Annotated in this window: 11 protein-coding genes and 1 pseudogene; 7 read left to right on the top strand and 5 right to left on the bottom strand. The window is 53.0% G+C overall.

Translation table 11 applies throughout. The features are described from left to right. Window positions 1-21: 21 nt before the first annotated feature. Together sspA and sspB are read left to right on the top strand one after the other, a co-directional pair. Entirely contained in the window at window positions 22-660 is a 639-nt protein-coding gene (sspA, locus tag NNO08_RS05020; RefSeq protein ID WP_048213444.1) for a stringent starvation protein SspA, read from the top strand. A 5-nt stretch (window positions 661-665) separates the two neighbouring features. Beyond that, complete coding sequence (sspB, locus tag NNO08_RS05015) at window positions 666-1,169, top strand: ClpXP protease specificity-enhancing factor (RefSeq protein WP_271441663.1); 504 nt, start codon at window positions 666-668, stop codon at window positions 1,167-1,169. Window positions 1,170-1,213: 44 nt separating this feature from the next. On the opposite strand, the gene dcuC is transcribed toward sspB, so the two are convergent. Beyond that, complete coding sequence (dcuC, locus tag NNO08_RS05010) at window positions 1,214-2,581, bottom strand: anaerobic C4-dicarboxylate transporter DcuC (protein ID WP_271456285.1); 1,368 nt, start codon at window positions 2,579-2,581, stop codon at window positions 1,214-1,216. Window positions 2,582-2,862: 281 nt separating this feature from the next. Between dcuC and NNO08_RS05005 the strand changes: the two are divergent. Further along, window positions 2,863-2,937 (top strand): annotated as a pseudogene (locus NNO08_RS05005) (hypothetical protein); the annotation flags it as partial. 79 nt (window positions 2,938-3,016) lie between these two features. Here NNO08_RS05005 and NNO08_RS05000 read toward each other — a convergent pair. The 4 genes from NNO08_RS05000 to gltB form a co-directional block, all read right to left on the bottom strand. Next, window positions 3,017-4,297 (bottom strand): cytosine deaminase, encoded by a 1,281-nt coding sequence (locus tag NNO08_RS05000; RefSeq protein ID WP_271456284.1) that lies wholly within the window; start codon window positions 4,295-4,297, stop codon window positions 3,017-3,019. Further along, window positions 4,287-5,537 (bottom strand): cytosine permease, encoded by a 1,251-nt coding sequence (gene codB, locus NNO08_RS04995; RefSeq protein WP_271456283.1) that lies wholly within the window; start codon window positions 5,535-5,537, stop codon window positions 4,287-4,289. The genes NNO08_RS05000 and codB overlap by 11 nt, the downstream gene beginning before the upstream one ends. A gap of 247 nt (window positions 5,538-5,784) precedes the next feature. Next, window positions 5,785-7,203, bottom strand: coding sequence for a glutamate synthase small subunit (locus NNO08_RS04990; RefSeq protein WP_271454091.1), 1,419 nt, complete (start codon window positions 7,201-7,203; stop codon window positions 5,785-5,787). Window positions 7,204-7,215: 12 nt separating this feature from the next. Beyond that, window positions 7,216-11,676 carry a glutamate synthase large subunit gene (gltB, locus tag NNO08_RS04985; protein ID WP_271456297.1) on the bottom strand — a complete coding sequence of 1,487 codons (4,461 nt, stop codon included), beginning with the start codon at window positions 11,674-11,676 and terminating at the stop codon, window positions 7,216-7,218. A 686-nt stretch (window positions 11,677-12,362) separates the two neighbouring features. On the opposite strand from gltB, the gene NNO08_RS04980 reads away from it, so the two are divergent. The 4 genes from NNO08_RS04980 (at window position 12,363) to mtgA (ending at window position 17,428) form a co-directional block, all read left to right on the top strand. Continuing rightward, window positions 12,363-13,292 carry a TIGR01212 family radical SAM protein gene (locus tag NNO08_RS04980; protein WP_271454116.1) on the top strand — a complete coding sequence of 310 codons (930 nt, stop codon included), beginning with the start codon at window positions 12,363-12,365 and terminating at the stop codon, window positions 13,290-13,292. Between the two features lie 200 nt (window positions 13,293-13,492). After that, a complete protein-coding gene (gene arcB / locus NNO08_RS04975) occupies window positions 13,493-15,829 on the top strand; it encodes an aerobic respiration two-component sensor histidine kinase ArcB (RefSeq protein WP_271456282.1) in 2,337 nt (778 codons plus the stop codon). A gap of 229 nt (window positions 15,830-16,058) precedes the next feature. Next, entirely contained in the window at window positions 16,059-16,712 is a 654-nt protein-coding gene (gene elbB, locus NNO08_RS04970) for an isoprenoid biosynthesis glyoxalase ElbB (RefSeq protein WP_271449020.1), read from the top strand. Continuing rightward, the gene (mtgA, locus tag NNO08_RS04965; protein ID WP_271456281.1) at window positions 16,709-17,428 is read left to right on the top strand and encodes a monofunctional biosynthetic peptidoglycan transglycosylase; all 720 of its coding nucleotides are present in this window, start codon (window positions 16,709-16,711) and stop codon (window positions 17,426-17,428) included. Before elbB ends, mtgA begins: the two co-directional genes overlap by 4 nt. The last annotated feature ends 22 nt before the right edge of the window (window positions 17,429-17,450 follow it).

Raw genomic sequence — 17,450 nt, 5'->3', positions numbered from 1 at the left:
TGAATATACCTGGAGGTTTTCATGGCTGTCGCTGCCAACAAACGTTCGGTAATGACGCTGTTTTCTGGTCCTACTGACATCTATAGCCATCAGGTCCGCATCGTGCTGGCTGAAAAAGGTGTTAGTTTCGAGATTGAGCACGTGGAAAAGGACAATCCACCGCAGGATCTGATCGACCTCAACCCGAATCAGAGCGTCCCGACACTGGTGGATCGTGAGCTGACCCTGTGGGAATCTCGCATCATTATGGAATACCTGGATGAGCGTTTCCCGCATCCTCCGCTGATGCCGGTTTACCCGGTTGCGCGTGGTGAGAGCCGCCTGTACATGCAGCGTATTGAAAAAGACTGGTACACGCTGATGAATGTCATCGTGAATGGTTCCGCATCTGAAGCCGATGTTGCACGTAAGCGTCTGCGTGAAGAGCTGCTGGCAATTGCCCCTGTCTTTGGTCAAAAACCCTATTTCCTGAGCGATGAGTTCAGCCTGGTAGATTGCTACCTGGCACCGCTGCTGTGGCGTTTACCGCAGTTGGGTATTGAATTCAACGGCGCAGGTTCGAAAGAACTGAAAGGGTATATGACTCGCGTCTTTGAACGTGACTCTTTCCTGGCTTCTCTGACTGAGCCTGAACGTGAAATGCGTCTGGGCCGGGGTTAACCTGTATGGATTTGCCACAGCTAACGCCACGCCGTCCGTATCTGCTGCGCGCGTTCTATGAGTGGTTGCTAGACAACCAGCTCACGCCGCACCTGGTGGTGGATGTGACGCTCCAGGACGTGCAGGTTCCGATGGAATATGCACGTGATGGGCAAATTGTTTTGAATATTGCACCGCGTGCAGTTGGGAACCTGGAACTGGCTAACGATGAAGTGCGTTTCAACGCGCGCTTTGGTGGTGTGCCGCGTCAGGTTTCTGTGCCGCTGGCTGCGGTTCTGGCTATTTATGCGCGCGAAAATGGCGCGGGTACGATGTTCGAACCGGAAGCCGCTTACGACGAAGATGTCGCCAGCTTGAACGATGACGATAACGACGCGTCGGGTTTTGAGAATGAAACGGTCATGTCCGTTATTGATGGCGATAAGCCAGACAATGCCGACGACAACGACCCGGATGACACTCCACCGCCTCCTCGCGGTGGGCGTCCGGCGCTACGCGTAGTGAAATAATCAAACAGGCCCTTGCGGGCCTGTTTTGCATTCTGCGTCTGATATCAATAAAACAGCGCGATAGTGGCAATCATATTGACCACAAATCCTATCGCCATTGGGATGGCTGTCCGTTTTACGACCTCAAAAGGCGACACGCCAGCAATACCGGATGTCACGACAATCACTGCAGTAATCGGTGAAACCGCACGAGCCAGCGTGGTGGCGAAGTGCATCGGCATAATCATTACGACCGCAGGAATATGCAGCCCCGCAGCAATGTCCGGGATCAGACTGGCGAATGACATAAACGGTGCATTCCCGGATCCCATTACAATTGCGCAGGCGGCGATGACCACGGCCATAATGATCATCACACCGATACCGCCAAGCCCGGAGTGTTCAGCACCTTTAATCACCGCATCGACGGTGCCAATAGTGGTTAAGCCCTTGGCAAAGATCTCACCGGCCACCACCAGTGTGACGACGTTGGCAAACTGCGTTCCCATGCCGTCAAAAAACGCCTGCACATCATCCATAGTCTCACGCAGATTGTGCTTATGAAGAAACTCCACAAACATGGTCAGCGTCAAGCTCATTAACATCACCACAACCAGATTCAACTCTGTCTGCATTAATCCCATATGCGCCAGCAACAGCGAGCCCAACATCAGGAGCAGCGGCATCACTGGTAAAATGGCGTAATAGAGTGGCGGCACATTTTCCAGTGTTTTTTGTTCATTGAAGCCTGTGCTGTCTGGTTGTGTTTTTTGATCAAACCGGCGTTGAACGAAAAAGTGTGCGATGGCGACGGCGATGATGACGCAGGACGCGACAGGAAGTTGGTAGTGGAAGAAATAAGTGGCTATCTTCATCCCCGCAACCTGTGCGGCAAAAATTGAATTGGTTTCCAGAATGCCCCATTCAATCGACATCGAGGTGGCAATGACCGCTACCGCGGATAAACGGCTCACGCCCAGGCTGACCAGCGTTGGGAAGAGTGTAACCATCAGCAGCATGCCCAATCCGGAAGCACTGGTGATGAATTGTGCCATGATTTGACCAATGACATACGTCGCGGCAAGTACAATATAGGGTGAGCGGATGTGCTTGAGTGGGCGGCTCAACAGGCTGACCATTGCCCGGCTGGCACCCATCCTATCCATATAGCGGGCATAACCGCCTACTGCCATGATGGACAGCCCAAGACCTGCCGCCCGGTTGGAAAGCATGCGCAGAATTTCATTATAAATATCGACCAGCAGATAACCGCTGCTTTTGTCGCTGGCGACCAGTGCGCCGTACCCCAACCAGACGCCGCAGATCATCAGGAAGATCCCGGCTGCAGCCAGTACTACCTGTGGTTTGTAGTTTTTGAGGATCAGGTAACCCATCGTTAATAAAACGATGACAGAGATAATAATGCCGAACATTTTTTCACTCCATGCCAGAGAAGAAGATAAATCCGGTAATAACGCTGTTTTAAATGCGGATGTTATATTTTTTCTGGCATGTGTTTTGGAGTGGATATCGTATTTTTATAATCGAAGGTTGGTTATTTTTCGTTTTAAAATAGTGGCTTATGATTTATTTTAAAGATCATATTCGCAGATTTCATAAAGTTAGTTTTAGCCCTTGGTAATAAAAAACTGTCCGCTCAATCATTCATATTTAAATATATGTATTTTATATATCCTCTGTATGAGCATATCCATTACGCAGCCGCCCGCTGGCGCGTAAAAAACTGTCGAAAATGGTTGAGGGAGAACTTGAACAGATGTGTTGCAGATTAGCAGCCTGACAGAAAATATTTCGCCATACGTTTTTGCCGCAGGCTGTGAGTCTGCGGCCATGTCCGAAAAGAAAATCTAGCGCTTAAACGTTACCGCTTCTGGCTGCGCCAGGTGGAGTGTTGTCTGGCTTGGTACCGTCTCGGCAATAACCCGCCCATGACGGATGGAATAACGTGCAGGTGTCTGGCGACGAACCGCATCAAACCCATTTTCAGCAGGTAAAATCACCAGGTTAGCGGAGTTCCCAATACTCAAACCGTAGTCCTGTAAGTGCAGGGTTTTCGCGCTGTGGGTGGTGATGAGATTTAGCCCATCGTTGATTTGTCCGTACCCCATCAACTGACACACGTGTAATCCCATATGCAGAACTTGCAGCATATTCGCGGTTCCCAACGGGTACCACGGGTCAAAAACGTCATCATGCCCAAAGCAAACATTGATGTCCGCTTCCAGCATCTCTTTGACGCGGGTGATGCCACGGCGCTTAGGATAGGTGTCAAATCGTCCCTGCAGGTGAATATTCACCAGCGGATTTGCAACGAAGTTAATACCTGACATTTTCAACAGACGGAAAAGGCGGGAAGCATATGCGCCGTTATAGGAATGCATCGCCGTGGTGTGGCTGGCTGTCACGCGCGCTCCCATACCATCACGATGCGCCAGCGCCGCGACGGTTTCAACAAAGCGCGATTGCTCATCATCAATCTCGTCACAGTGCACATCGATAAGTCGGTCATACTTCTGCGCCAGGGCGAAAGTTTTGTGCAGCGACTCAACGCCATATTCACGCGTGAATTCAAAGTGAGGAATTGCGCCAATGACGTCGGCACCCAAACGCACGGCTTCTTCTAGCAGCGCTTCGCCGTTAGGATAAGAAAGAATACCTTCCTGTGGGAACGCCACAATCTGCAGCTCCACCCACGGTGCCACTTCCTGCTTCACCTCCAGCATGGCTTTCAGCGCCGTCAGCGTAGGATCGGAAACGTCTACGTGAGTTCGGACATACTGGATGCCGTTGGCCATCTGCCACTTGAGGGTCTGCATGGCGCGGGTTTTCACGTCTTCGTGGGTGAGTATCGCCTTGCGTTCGGCCCAGCGCTCAATACCTTCAAACAGCGTACCCGACTGGTTCCAGCTGGGCTCCCCTGCAGTTTGCGTTGTGTCCAGGTGGATGTGTGGTTCAACGAAAGGGGGAATGGCCAGCCCGCCTTCAGCATCAAGCACCTCGCCCTGTGGCGCAGATGCTGTTTCCTGGGGATCAATACGGCTAAAACGCCCGTTTTCAATCGTGATTTGCCACAATCCTTCACGCCCCTGCAGACGGGTTTGAGTTAGGGTGATGGTGTTATTCTGCATGACTGACCTCCGGGGATTTTGCAAGGCTACGATTGAAAAGGGGATTCAGCAGGATATAGCTGAATACGCCGCCAAGTACGGCGTTGACCGGCACAATACCAGGGATGTAGTGTCCGGCGGCGATTCCCAGCGCGACGGACAGAATAGCTATCCAGTTGACGGGAATAAACTGTGCTGTGTTGAAGTTGGTGTACCGGCGGTGGTTTAACAGATAATCGGCAATAATCACTCCGCCAATAGGAGGGATCGCCGCCGACAGGAATGTCAGCCAGCCAACAAAGTTATTGTAAAGCCATAATGCGCACAGTGTTCCAATAATGCCGTTGGCCACGGACAACGTGCGGCTGGAAAGGCCGGTAATGTTAGCAAAGCCCAGACCGGAGGCGTACAGCGCGTTGTCATTGGTTGTCCAGATATTCAGGCCGAGTACGACAATTGCGGGTAGCAGCAGCCCTTGCGCGATCATCACATCTGAGATATCTGCCTGTCCTACCGCGGCGGCTCCGGCGGCGCCGAAGATAAACATCAACGAGTTGCCAAGGAAAAAAGCCACCATGGCAATCAACACTGCGCCTTTGGCATTTCGCCCGAAGCGGACGAAGTCGGCGGTTAAGGTGCCTGCGCTGACAAACGATCCGACGACCAACGCCAGTGCCGTGGAAAAATTCAGCGGTGTCTGCGGCACAATTGCTTTTAAATGATCCAACCCCCCTACATCGCTCACTGCCAGCCAGACAGAGTAGCTGCCAAGAATGACGATAGCGGGAACGGCGATGATGGACAAAATGGTGAGTGCCGAGATACCAAAGAAGATGGTCATGGTCATCAGCAGACCGGAAACTGCAATCAGGATATTGACGTCAATACCCGTCGCTTTACCCACCGGGATGGCGAACATTGCCACGCCGACGCCAAACCAGCCTACCTGTGTGCCACCTAATAGCATTGAGGGAAGCCATGAACCTTTTATGCCAAATGAGTAACGTGCGAGGAGGTGGGTGGAGAGACCTGTTTTTGCGCCAATATAACCGAGAAATGCAGTGTAAATACCGAGGAGGAGATTACCGAAGAGAACTGCCAGGAAAAAATCATTATAGGAAAGACCGGTACCGAGTGTGCCTCCGGTCCACATACTGGCTGAAAAGAATGTTAACCCCAACATCACAAACGTCAGTGGTATCACGCTTTTCCGCGCTGCCAGAGGGACGGGGCCCTGGCTATAATTGTTGTCCTGCGACACAACGCCTCCTTGAATTTTGCCCAAAAAATCCGCCGCATCATATACACTTCTCAATGTAAAGCAAACGTTTTCGTCTGATTTTTTGTTGATTATTATTCGTGGTGTTTATGTATTTCGAGTGTTAAGGCTATCTGCACTGTTTACAAAATGTGTTGTCAGGCTGGCTTAATCGGCAGGTTTGGCGGTATTGCGGCAGGGATTTGGCATCTCATCCACCAGGGCAGATGAGATGCCTGAAGAGGCTGACTTACACTTCCAGGTAATTCAGGATCCCGTCAGCCGCTTTACGACCTTCGGCAATGGCTGTGACAACCAGATCCGAACCGCGCACGATGTCGCCACCGGCAAAGATTTTCGGGTTGCTGGTCTGGAAGGCGTTGTCGCTGCGTTCCGGAGCAATAATACGCCCCTGCGAATCCAACTCGACGCTATGTTTTGCCAGCCATTCCATGCTGTGTGGGCGGAAACCAAACGCCAGTACGACGGCATCAGCCGGCACTATATGCTCGGAACCGGCGACGATCTCCGCGCGACGGCGACCTTTCGCATCCGGCTCGCCCATCTCAGTGCGCGCCATTTTCACACCACACACTTTGCCGTTAGCATTCACCTCAACACCTAAAGGCTGGACGTTGAACTGGAATTCGACGCCTTCTTCACGCGCATTTTTAACTTCGCGTTTCGAACCCGGCATATTCTCTTCATCGCGGCGGTAGGCGCAGATAACGTGTGACGCACCCTGACGAACGGAGGTTCGCACGCAGTCCATCGCGGTGTCACCACCACCCAGTACGACAACGCGTTTACCTTCCATGCTGATGTATGGCTCGTCGCTGCTTTCGCCAAAGCCCATCAACTGTTTGGTATTGGCGATCAGGAACGGCAGGGCATCAAAGACGCCATCAGCATCTTCGTTTTCCAGCCCACCACGCATTGACTGATAGGTGCCGACGCCCAGGAACACGGCGTCATAATCCTTCAGTAACGCTTCGAGCTGCACGTCACGGCCCACTTCGACGTTGAGTTTGAACTCGATGCCCATGCCGGTGAAAATTTCACGACGGCGGGTCATCACCTCTTTTTCCAGTTTGAAAGCCGGGATGCCGAAGGTCAGCAGACCCCCAATTTCCGGGTGGCGATCAAACACAACGGCCTTCACGCCGTTACGGGTTAGCACATCCGCACAGGCCAGACCTGCCGGACCCGCACCAATAATGGCGACACGTTTGTCTGTCTGACGAACGCCGGTCATATCCGGACGCCAACCCATTTCGAAGGCTTTATCGTTGATATAGCGCTCGATATTGCCGATGGTCACTGCGCCGAATTCGTCATTCAGCGTACATGAACCTTCGCACAGCCTGTCCTGCGGACAGACACGGCCGCAAACTTCCGGCAGCGTGTTGGTCTGGTGAGACAGCTCTGCTGCTTCAAAGATACGCCCTTCGTTAGCCAGCTTCAGCCAGTTCGGGATGTAGTTATGTACCGGGCATTTCCACTCACAGTACGGGTTACCGCAGGACAGGCAGCGGTCTGCCTGTGCCTTAGCCTGACCTTCTGAAAATGGCTCGTAAATTTCGATAAACTCGATCTTACGGATCTTCAGCGGTTTCTTTGGCGGATCAACGCGCTGCAGGTCGATAAATTGGTATACGTTCTGACTCATTGCTGCTACCCCTTACTGCGCCTGCACACGCAGCTCAGCTGCGCTACGACTACGGTGACCCAACAGTGCTTTCACATCACTGGACTTTGGTTTTACCAGCGCGAATTTCGCTGAGAACGCTGGCCAGTTCGCCAGGATCTCTTCGCCGTGCGAAGAGCCGGTATGCTGTACGTGTTCGGTAATTAAACCGCGCAGATGCTCTTCGTGGATAGCCAAAGAGTCCACGTTCAATACTTCCACCAGTTCAGGGTTCACGCGTTTGCGGAATTCGCCGTCTTCGTCCAGCACGTAGGCAAAGCCGCCTGTCATACCTGCACCGAAGTTAACGCCAGTTTTCCCAAGAATACAGACGATGCCGCCGGTCATATATTCACAGCCGTTATCGCCAATGCCTTCTACCACGGTAATGGCACCCGAGTTACGCACCGCAAAGCGCTCACCCGCGCGACCTGCGGCGAACAGACGACCACCGGTGGCACCATACAGGCAGGTGTTACCGATGATGCTCGCTTTATGACTCGGAAAGGCAGAACCGACCGGAGGACGTACCGCCAGCAAACCGCCCGCCATGCCTTTGCCGACATAGTCGTTGGCATCGCCGGTCAGATACAGTTCTACGCCACCCGCGTTCCATACGCCGAAGCTCTGGCCTGCGGTACCGCTGAAGTGCGCTTTGATCGGGTCAGACGCCAGGCCCTGATCGCCGTGTGTCTGGGCAATATAACCTGATAACGACGCGCCAACTGAACGGTCGGTGTTGCGAATATCAAACCAGAAGGTTTTGCTCTGGCGCTCATCGACAAATGGTTTTGCCTGTTGCAGTAACTGCGCGTTCAGCACACCGTTATCAAACGGCGGGTTGTTCTCGGTGCAGAACAGCGCTTTTCCGGGATGTGGTTCGGCGGTTTCCAGCAAGCGAGACAGTTCCAGCTTCTGCTGTTTGGCGGTAAATCCTTCCAGCTCTTTCAGCAGGTCGGTGCGGCCAATCAGATCCACCAGACGTTTCACGCCCAGTTGTGCCATCAGCTCGCGAACTTCACGGGCAATAAATTCAAAGTAGTTGGTCACTTTGAACGGCAGGCCGTGATAGTGATTCTTACGCAGTTTGTCGTCCTGCGTTGCCACACCGGTTGCGCAGTTGTTCAGGTGGCAAATACGCAGGTATTTACAGCCCAGCGCCACCATTGGGCCGGTGCCGAAGCCAAAACTTTCTGCGCCGAGGATGGCCGCTTTGATGATGTCGACACCGGTTTTCAGACCGCCATCGACCTGCAGACGAATCTTGTGACGCAGGCCATTAGCGACCAGTGCCTGTTGAGTTTCCACCAGGCCCAGCTCCCACGGACAACCCGCGTATTTCACCGATGACAGCGGGCTTGCGCCGGTGCCGCCATCGTAGCCCGCGATGGTGATCAGATCCGCGTAGGCTTTCGCCACGCCAGTGGCAATAGTGCCGACGCCGGGTTCGGAAACCAGCTTCACGGAAATCATTGCTTTCGGATTGACCTGTTTCAGGTCGAAAATCAGCTGCGCTAAGTCCTCGATAGAGTAAATATCGTGGTGCGGCGGCGGGGAGATCAGCGTCACGCCAGGTACGGAATAGCGAAGCTTCGCTATGTACGGCGTCACTTTGTCACCTGGCAACTGACCCCCTTCACCCGGTTTCGCACCCTGAGCGACTTTAATCTGGATAACATCGGCGTTGACCAGGTATGCCGGGGTCACACCAAAGCGACCGGATGCGACCTGCTTAATGCGTGACACTTTATTCGTGCCATAGCGCGCCGGATCTTCACCACCTTCGCCAGAGTTGGAGTTACCGCCGATGCTGTTCATGGCTTCAGCCAGCGCTTCGTGTGCTTCCGGGCTTAATGCGCCGATAGACATGGCCGCGGTATCAAAGCGTTTAAACAGCTCGGTTGCGGGTTCTACCTCGTCAATGCTTACGGCTTCATCACCAGGTGTGATCGCCAGCAGATCGCGCAGCGTGGCTGCCGGGCGCTCATTCACCAGCTTGGCATATTCCTGATAGTCGCTATATTCGCCACTTTGTACCGCCTGTTGCAGCGTGCGTACCACGTCCGGGTTGTAGGCGTGATACTCACCGCCATGAACGTACTTCAGCAGCCCGCCTTGGCTAATGGGTTTGCGTGCCAGCCAGGCATGTTTGGAGAGGTTTAGCAGATCCTGCTGGAAGTCAGTAAAACCTGCACCACTGATGCGGCTAACCACGCCCTGGAAACACAGCGCAACGACATCGTCGTGGAGGCCAACGGCTTCGAACAGCTTGGAGCAACGGTAAGAGGCGATGGTCGAAATGCCCATTTTGGACATGATTTTGTACAGACCTTTGTTGATGCCGTTACGGTAGTTCTGCATCACGGTCCGGTAATCTTTGGCGATCGCCTGGGTATCGATCAGACGTCCCAACGTTTCATAGGCGAGATACGGATAAATAGCCGTCGCGCCAAAGCCCAGCAGCACAGCAAAATGGTGGGGATCGCGGGCGCTTGCGGTTTCGACGATGATGTTGGCATCGCAACGCAGGTTTTGTTCTACCAGACGGGTTTGTACCGCCCCGACAGCCATGGGGGCAGGAACCGGTAAGCGGTTTTTCGCGATGTTACGGTCAGAGAGCACCAGCAGCACCGTACCGTTACGCACCATCTGTTCGGCTTTATCGCACAGGGTTTTGACTGTTTCTTCCAGCGTGGTTTCCGTCACGTCGAAGGTGATATCCAGCCGGTCGGCGCGATAGTGCTCTTCTTTCATGGTGGTGAGCTGGGTGAAATCGGAGTACAGCAGAATCGGCGATTTGAAGCTCAGGCGGTGTGCCTGGCCTTCTGCTTCGCAAAAGACGTTCATCTCACGACCGATGCTGGTGGCCAGCGACATCACGTGCGCTTCACGCAGCGGGTCAATCGGCGGGTTAGTCACCTGCGCGAACTGCTGACGGAAGTAGTCATAAATGATGCGCGGCTGGCTGGAGAGCACGGCAAACGGGGTGTCATCACCCATTGACCCAACGGCTTCCTGGCCGTTCTCTCCCAGGACCCGAATGACGGAGTCCAGCTCTTCGGCGCTGTAGTTAAACTGCTTCTGGTAGCTGGCGAGGGTATCATCGTCCAGTTCGCGGCTGCCGACCTGATCGTCTGGCAGATCTTCAAACGGCACCAGTCGGCGGACGTTCTTCTCCATCCACTCTTTATACGGGTGGCGGCTTTTCAGATCGTCATCAGTTTCGGCGGAATGCAGAATGCGTCCGCTGCGGGTATCGATAACCATCAGTTCGCCCGGGCCGACGCGACCTTTCTCGACCACTTCATCCGGCTGATAATCCCAGATCCCAACCTCAGAAGCGCAGGTGATGAGTTTGTCTTTGGTGATGACATAGCGCGCCGGGCGCAGGCCGTTACGGTCAAGGTTACAGGCGGCGAAGCGACCGTCTGACATAACAATACCTGCCGGACCGTCCCATGGTTCCATGTGCATGGAGTTAAAATCAAAGAACGCGCGCAGTTCCGGGTCCATATCCGGGTTGTTCTGCCAGGCCGGCGGTACCAGCAGGCGCATAGCACGGATGATGTCCATCCCGCCTGCCAGCAGCAGTTCCAGCATGTTATCCATTGAACTCGAATCGGAACCGGTTTCGTTGACGAACGGCGCGGCATCGTGCAGGTCAGGGATCAGCGGCGTCTGGAATTTATAGGTACGCGCACGCGCCCACTGGCGGTTGCCGGTGATGGTGTTGATTTCACCGTTGTGTGCCAGGTAGCGGAACGGTTGTGCCAGCGGCCAGCGCGGCACGGTGTTGGTGGAGAAGCGTTGGTGGAACAGGCAGATGGCCGACTCCAGGCGCAGGTCCGCGAGGTCCAGGTAAAAGCGCGGCAAATCTGCCGGCATACACAGACCTTTATAGATATTAACCAGATTAGACAAGCTGCAGACGTAGAAGTCTTTATCGTTCTGGAGGCGTTTTTCGATACGACGGCGTGCGATGAACAGGCGGCGCTCCATATCGCGTGGACGCCAGCCTGCAGGGGCGTTGACAAAAATTTGCTCAATACGAGGCAGGGAGGAAAGGGCGATTTCACCGAGAACTCCTTCGTTGGTTGGCACGTCGCGCCAGCCTACGATCGACAGAGTCTCCTGCTGTAATTCTTCTTCAACAATGCGACGAGATGCCGCTGCCAGTTCAGGGTCTTTATTTAAAAAGATCATGCCAACGGCGTAGTTTTTAGCTAAACGCCAGCCGCGCTCTTGCGCAACAATGCGGAAAAAGCGGTCAGGTTTTTGTAACAGCAAACCGCAACCATCGCCGGTTTTGCCATCGGCAAGAATTGCGCCACGGTGCTGCATACGGGCCAGCGCGTGTATGGCGGTACGCACTACCTTGTGGCTAGGTTCGCCTTCTATGTGGGCGATCAGGCCGAAACCACAGTTATCCTTCTCAAGGGATTTATCGTACAACATATTAGTGAACCTCCCCAGGCTCTGCGGGACACCTCTCCGATACCGTTTGCGCACGGGCACACCAAGAGCATGGCGACGGGGTTGGCGTTTCATACGCTCACCTCGCATTCGCCCTCTTTATCCTTTTCGCATAGGTCAAACAAGTTTGAGGACTTGCTTCAGAGGGAATCTCAATTACTGCATAAATATGATGAGCAGGCTGCTCATCCAGAAAGCTTCCAGCGGATTTCCAAGTTATCGGGAATCCACACACAGGTCAAATGGCAATCTTATTTATGCAAAAATGTGCTATAGGGCGATTAACTTTATGAAAGTATTGAAAATAAAGGTGTTTTTACATTGATTTAACCTGAGTGAGATCGCTGGTGAAGTGTGATCTGTCTCACTGTCAGAAAGGCCGGTTATCTCCCGTCCTCCCTTTGTTTATCTCAATGTTTGGTATTTTATGCTGGTTTGTAGACTTTCGGCGTCTTAAAGATACTGTTTTTATATGAGAGCCATCAGAAGATAAAAAAAATAGCGAGATATAAGGAAAAATAATGACTTTTTGATTGAATGAAATTTCGATTATTTTGAATGATTATTCAATGAATAAAGGCTCGCCAGGGCGATTGATCCAGGTCATCGCCGACTGGGGCAAAAAATGGCAGGCTTTGGCCTCTTTTCAAGGCGCGGTCTATCAGATTATGCAGTTACAGAAATTAGTCAATATGTTTGGTGGGGATCTTTCTCGCCGTTATGGGCAAAAGGTTCATAAACTCACGCTGCACGGCGGGTTTAGCTGCCCAAATCGCGATGGCACCATTGGACGTGGCGGATGTACCTTCTGTAATGTCGCCTCCTTTGCTGACGAAGCGCAGCAGCACCATTCTATCGCTGAACAGCTTGAGCATCAGGCGCAGTTAGTGAATCGCGCAAAGCGCTATCTGGCCTATTTTCAGGCTTATACCAGTACCTTTGCGGAAGTACAGGTGCTGCGTTCGATGTACCAACAGGCGGTTAGTCAGGCCAGCATCGTCGGGCTGTGTGTTGGCACGCGCCCTGACTGTGTGCCGGATGCTGTGCTCGATCTGCTATGCGAGTACAAGGATCAGGGCTACGAAGTGTGGCTGGAACTGGGTTTGCAAACGGCCCATGACAAGACGCTGCATCGCATTAATCGTGGGCATGATTTTGCCTGCTATCAGCGTACCACCCAACTGGCACGGGAGCGTGGACTGAAGGTGTGTTCACACCTTATTGTCGGTTTGCCGGGAGAAGGGCAAGCGGAATGCCTGCAAACGATGGAACGTGTGGTCGAGACAGGCGTCGACGGTATTAAGCTGCATCCGCTGCATATCGTGAAGGGCAGTACGATGGCGAAAGCCTGGGAGGCCGGACGGTTGCACGGCATCGAACTGGATGCGTACACGGTCACAGCAGGTGAGATGATTCGCCATACGCCACCCGAGGTGATTTATCACCGCATTTCCGCCAGCGCGCGCCGCCCAACGCTGTTGGCACCGCTATGGTGTGAAAACCGCTGGACCGGGATGGTCGAACTGGATAAGTACCTTAACGAGCACGGCGTGCAAGGCTCGGCGCTGGGTACGCCGTGGATTCAGCCGGGGAACTAACCTTCTGTAGGTCGTAGGCCGGATTAGCGAAGCGACATCCGGCAATCTGCGCCTGCTTGCCTGATGGTGCCTGGCTTATCAGGCCGCGATGAACCACTCCTCGGTCATTTCACCGATAACCCCCGCATTTCTTGCACAATCTTCAACGTCACGCTGAGAATTGAGTATTATTGTGCCAAGTTGTCGTGAAGGAACCCTCTATGAAGCAAATTCGTATGCTGGCGCAATACTATGTCGACCTAATGATGAAGTTAGGTCTGGTGCGCTTTTCGCTGCTGTTGGCGCTGGCTTTGGTTGTGTTGGCAATTGTGGTGCAGATGGCTGTCACTATGGTGCTGCATGGCCAGGTAGAAAGCATTGATGTCATCCGTTCTATCTTTTTTGGCCTGTTAATTACCCCGTGGGCCGTCTACTTCCTGTCGGTGGTGGTTGAACAACTGGAGGAGTCCCGGCAACGCCTTTCACGACTGGTACAGAAGCTGGAAGAGATGCGCGAGCGCGATCTCAAGCTCAACGTGCAGTTGAAGGATAATATCGCCCAACTCAATCAGGAGATTGTCGAACGTGAAAAGGCGGAAGCGGAGCGGCAGGAGACGTTTGAACAACTGAAGGTCGAAATCAAAGAGCGTGAAGAAGCGCAGATCCAGCTTGAGCAGCAATCTTCATTTTTACGTTCTTTCCTTGATGCTTCACCGGATCTGGTTTTTTATCGTAATGAAGATAAAGAGTTTTCTGGCTGTAACCGTGCTATGGAGCTGCTGACCGGTAAGAGCGAAAAGCAACTGGTGAATCTAAAGCCGGCTGATGTGTATTCGCCAGAAGCGGCTGAAAAAGTTATTGAAACCGACGAGAAGGTATTCCGCCATAACGTTTCGCTGACCTATGAGCAATGGCTCGACTATCCGGACGGGCGCAAAGCCTGCTTTGAGATACGTAAAGTGCCTTACTACGACCGCGTCGGGAAGCGACACGGTCTGATGGGCTTTGGTCGTGATATTACCGAGCGTAAGCGCTATCAGGACGCTCTTGAGCGCGCCAGCCGTGACAAGACCACCTTTATCTCTACGATCAGCCACGAGCTGCGTACGCCGCTTAACGGTATCGTCGGTTTAAGTCGGATCCTGTTGGATACGGATTTAACCGCGGAGCAGGAAAAATATCTCAAAACTATCCATGTTTCCGCCGTGACGTTGGGGAACATTTTCAACGATATTATCGATATGGATAAGATGGAGCGGCGCAAAGTCCAGCTCGATAACCAGCCAATCGATTTCACCAGCTTTATGGCGGATCTGGAAAACCTCTCCGGCTTGCAGGCGCAACAAAAAGGATTGCGCTTTGTTCTTGAGCCGACGCTACCGCTGCCACATAAGGTCATCACAGACGGAACGCGTCTGCGTCAAATTCTGTGGAATCTGATCAGCAATGCCGTGAAATTCACCCAGCAAGGGCAGGTGACCGTGCGGGCTCGCTATGACGAGGGAGACATACTGCATTTTGAGGTGGAGGATTCCGGGATCGGTATTCCGCAGGATGAGCAGGATAAAATCTTCGCCATGTACTATCAGGTGAAGGACAGCCATGGTGGTAAACCGGCAACGGGAACCGGGATTGGACTGGCCGTATCGAAGCGTCTGGCGAAAAACATGGGCGGTGATATTACGGTTTCCAGCCAGGCCGGAAAAGGCTCCATCTTTACGCTAACCGTGCATGCTCCTGCCGTGGCGGAAGAGATTGAAGATGCTTTTGAAGACGATGAAATGCCGTTACCCGCCCTGAATGTGCTGCTGGTGGAAGACATTGAACTGAACGTCATCGTAGCGCGTTCGGTGCTGGAAAAACTGGGCAATAGCGTGGATGTCGCGATGACCGGGCAAGCCGCGCTGGATATGTTCAAACCGGGTGAATATGACCTGGTGCTGCTGGATATTCAGCTACCGGATATGACAGGGCTCGATATCTCCCGCGAACTGACGCAAAAATATGCGCGCGAGGATCTCCCACCGCTGGTGGCTCTCACCGCCAACGTACTGAAAGATAAAAAAGAATATCTGGATGCAGGAATGGACGACGTGCTGAGTAAGCCGCTGTCAGTTCCGGCGTTAACCGCCATGATCAAAAAATACTGGGATACCCGAAACGAAGAGGAGAGCACTGTGACGTCTAAAGAAAGCAGTAAATCGCAAGCGCTGTTAGATATTCCCATGTTGGAACAATACCTCGAACTGGTCGGGCCGAAGTTGATCACCGACGGTCTGGCGGTGTTTGAGAAAATGATGCCGGGATATTTGAGCGTGCTGGAGTCTAATCTGACTGCCCGTGATAAAAAAGGCGTGGTTGAGGAAGGCCATAAAATTAAAGGTGCAGCTGGATCTGTCGGTCTGCGCCACCTGCAACAGTTGGGGCAGCAAATTCAATCACCTGACCTTCCTGCCTGGGAAGATAACGTGGCTGAATGGATTGAAGAGATGAAGCAGGAGTGGCAGCACGACGTGGCGGTATTAAGAGCCTGGGTTGCGAGCGTGGAAAAAAAATGACCCCGGCTTGACCGGGGTGCGCGAATACTGCGCCAACACCAGGGAAATCGTGGCTGCGCCGTAAATTATTATCATTGTTTACAAGGGCGCAGCCCTAATTTTCAGGCCGCACGCAGTTAAGATAGCAAATCTTAAATAATTTGTTACATGAATCAGTTAAATGTGTGAAGCGTGGCATTCTAATCAGAATTATTAATATGCTTCAGTCAGTTGCGAAAGGAGTATCACGATGAAAAAAGTTGGCGTAGTGCTCAGCGGATGTGGCGTGTATGACGGTACAGAAATCCACGAAGCCGTACTCACGCTGCTGGCTATTGCCCGCAATGGCGCTCAGGCTATCTGCTTTGCGCCAGATAAACAGCAGGCGGATGTGATTAATCATCTGACGGGCGAGCCGATGCCGGAAACGCGCAATGTCCTGATTGAAGCTGCGCGTATTACGCGTGGTGATATTCGCCCCCTGGCCCAGGCGGTTGCAACGGAGCTGGATGCGCTAATTGTGCCGGGCGGGTTTGGCGCAGCAAAAAATCTGAGCAATTTTGCCAGCCAGGGCAGTGAATGCCGGGTTGATAGCGACTTAGCCGCGCTGGCGAAGGCGCTGCATCAGGCTGGAAAACCCCTGGGATTCATGTGTATTGCTCCTGCTATGTTACCCAAGATTTTTGACTTCCCGCTGCGTCTGACCATTGGCACTGACATCGATACAGCGGAAGTGCTGGAAGAGATGGGTGCTGAACATGTGCCTTGCCCGGTCGATGACATTGTGGTTGATGAAGATAATAAAGTTGTCACCACGCCTGCTTACATGCTGGCGCAGGATATCGCCCAGGCGGCGAGTGGGATCGACAAACTGGTCTCACGTGTTTTGGTACTGGCTGAATGAGAAAAGGGGCTATCGCCTTTCTGCGACGTCTATTTCTGCGGGCAGTTATTGTCCTCGCCGTGTTCTGGGGCGGGGGTATAGCGCTCTTCAGCGTGATGCCCGTTCCTTTCTCGGCGGTCATGATTGAGCGGCAGCTTGGTGCCTGGATACAGGGTGATTTCGGCTATGTGGCGCATTCTGACTGGGCCAGTATGGATGAGATATCACCATGGATGGGGCTGGCGGTCATTGCCGCTGAGGACCAGAAATTTCCCGACCACTGGGGATTTGATGTCTCTGCGATAGAGAAAGCGTTGGCGCATAACGAACGTAATGAAAACCGTATTCGGGGTGCCTCGACGTTATCGCAACAAACGGCAAAAAACCTCTTTTTGTGGGATGGGCGTAGCTGGGTGCGCAAAGGGCTCGAGGCCGGGTTAACGCTGGGGATAGAAACAGTCTGGAGTAAGAAACGCATCCTGACGGTTTATTTGAATATTGCGGAGTTTGGCGATGGAGTATTCGGTGTAGAGGCTGCATCACAGCGCTATTTCCATAAACCCGCCAGCCGTCTTAGCCCGTCTGAAGCGGCATTGCTGGCGGCGGTTCTACCCAATCCGTTACGTTTTAAGGCGAGTGCGCCTTCCGGCTATGTGCGCAGTCGTCAGGCGTGGATCATGCGCCAAATGCGCCAGCTGGGCGGTGAGTCGTTTATGCGTGAAAATAAGCTGTATTAGCGGGGTTATCGCCGGATGCGGC

Source organism: Citrobacter sp. Igbk 17 (assembly GCF_028069775.1).
Taxonomy (GTDB): Bacteria; Pseudomonadota; Gammaproteobacteria; order Enterobacterales; family Enterobacteriaceae; genus Citrobacter.
The sequence above is the reverse complement of the archived record's forward strand: the minus strand, read 5'-3'. Positions and strand labels throughout refer to the sequence as shown.

What these genes read in the sequence shown, in the direction of transcription:
- NNO08_RS04980 (WP_271454116.1), top strand. Translation starts at nt 12,363, where the DNA reads ATGCAGTTACAGAAATTAGTCAATATGTTTGGTGGGGATCTTTCTCGC.
- mtgA (WP_271456281.1), top strand. Translation starts at nt 16,709, where the DNA reads ATGAGAAAAGGGGCTATCGCCTTTCTGCGACGTCTATTTCTGCGGGCA.
- NNO08_RS04990 (WP_271454091.1), bottom strand. Translation starts at nt 7,203, where the DNA reads ATGAGTCAGAACGTATACCAATTTATCGACCTGCAGCGCGTTGATCCG.
- sspA (WP_048213444.1), top strand. Translation starts at nt 22, where the DNA reads ATGGCTGTCGCTGCCAACAAACGTTCGGTAATGACGCTGTTTTCTGGT.
- dcuC (WP_271456285.1), bottom strand. Translation starts at nt 2,581, where the DNA reads ATGTTCGGCATTATTATCTCTGTCATCGTTTTATTAACGATGGGTTAC.
- NNO08_RS05000 (WP_271456284.1), bottom strand. Translation starts at nt 4,297, where the DNA reads ATGCAGAATAACACCATCACCCTAACTCAAACCCGTCTGCAGGGGCGT.
- sspB (WP_271441663.1), top strand. Translation starts at nt 666, where the DNA reads ATGGATTTGCCACAGCTAACGCCACGCCGTCCGTATCTGCTGCGCGCG.
- gltB (WP_271456297.1), bottom strand. Translation starts at nt 11,676, where the DNA reads ATGTTGTACGATAAATCCCTTGAGAAGGATAACTGTGGTTTCGGCCTG.
- arcB (WP_271456282.1), top strand. Translation starts at nt 13,493, where the DNA reads ATGAAGCAAATTCGTATGCTGGCGCAATACTATGTCGACCTAATGATG.
- elbB (WP_271449020.1), top strand. Translation starts at nt 16,059, where the DNA reads ATGAAAAAAGTTGGCGTAGTGCTCAGCGGATGTGGCGTGTATGACGGT.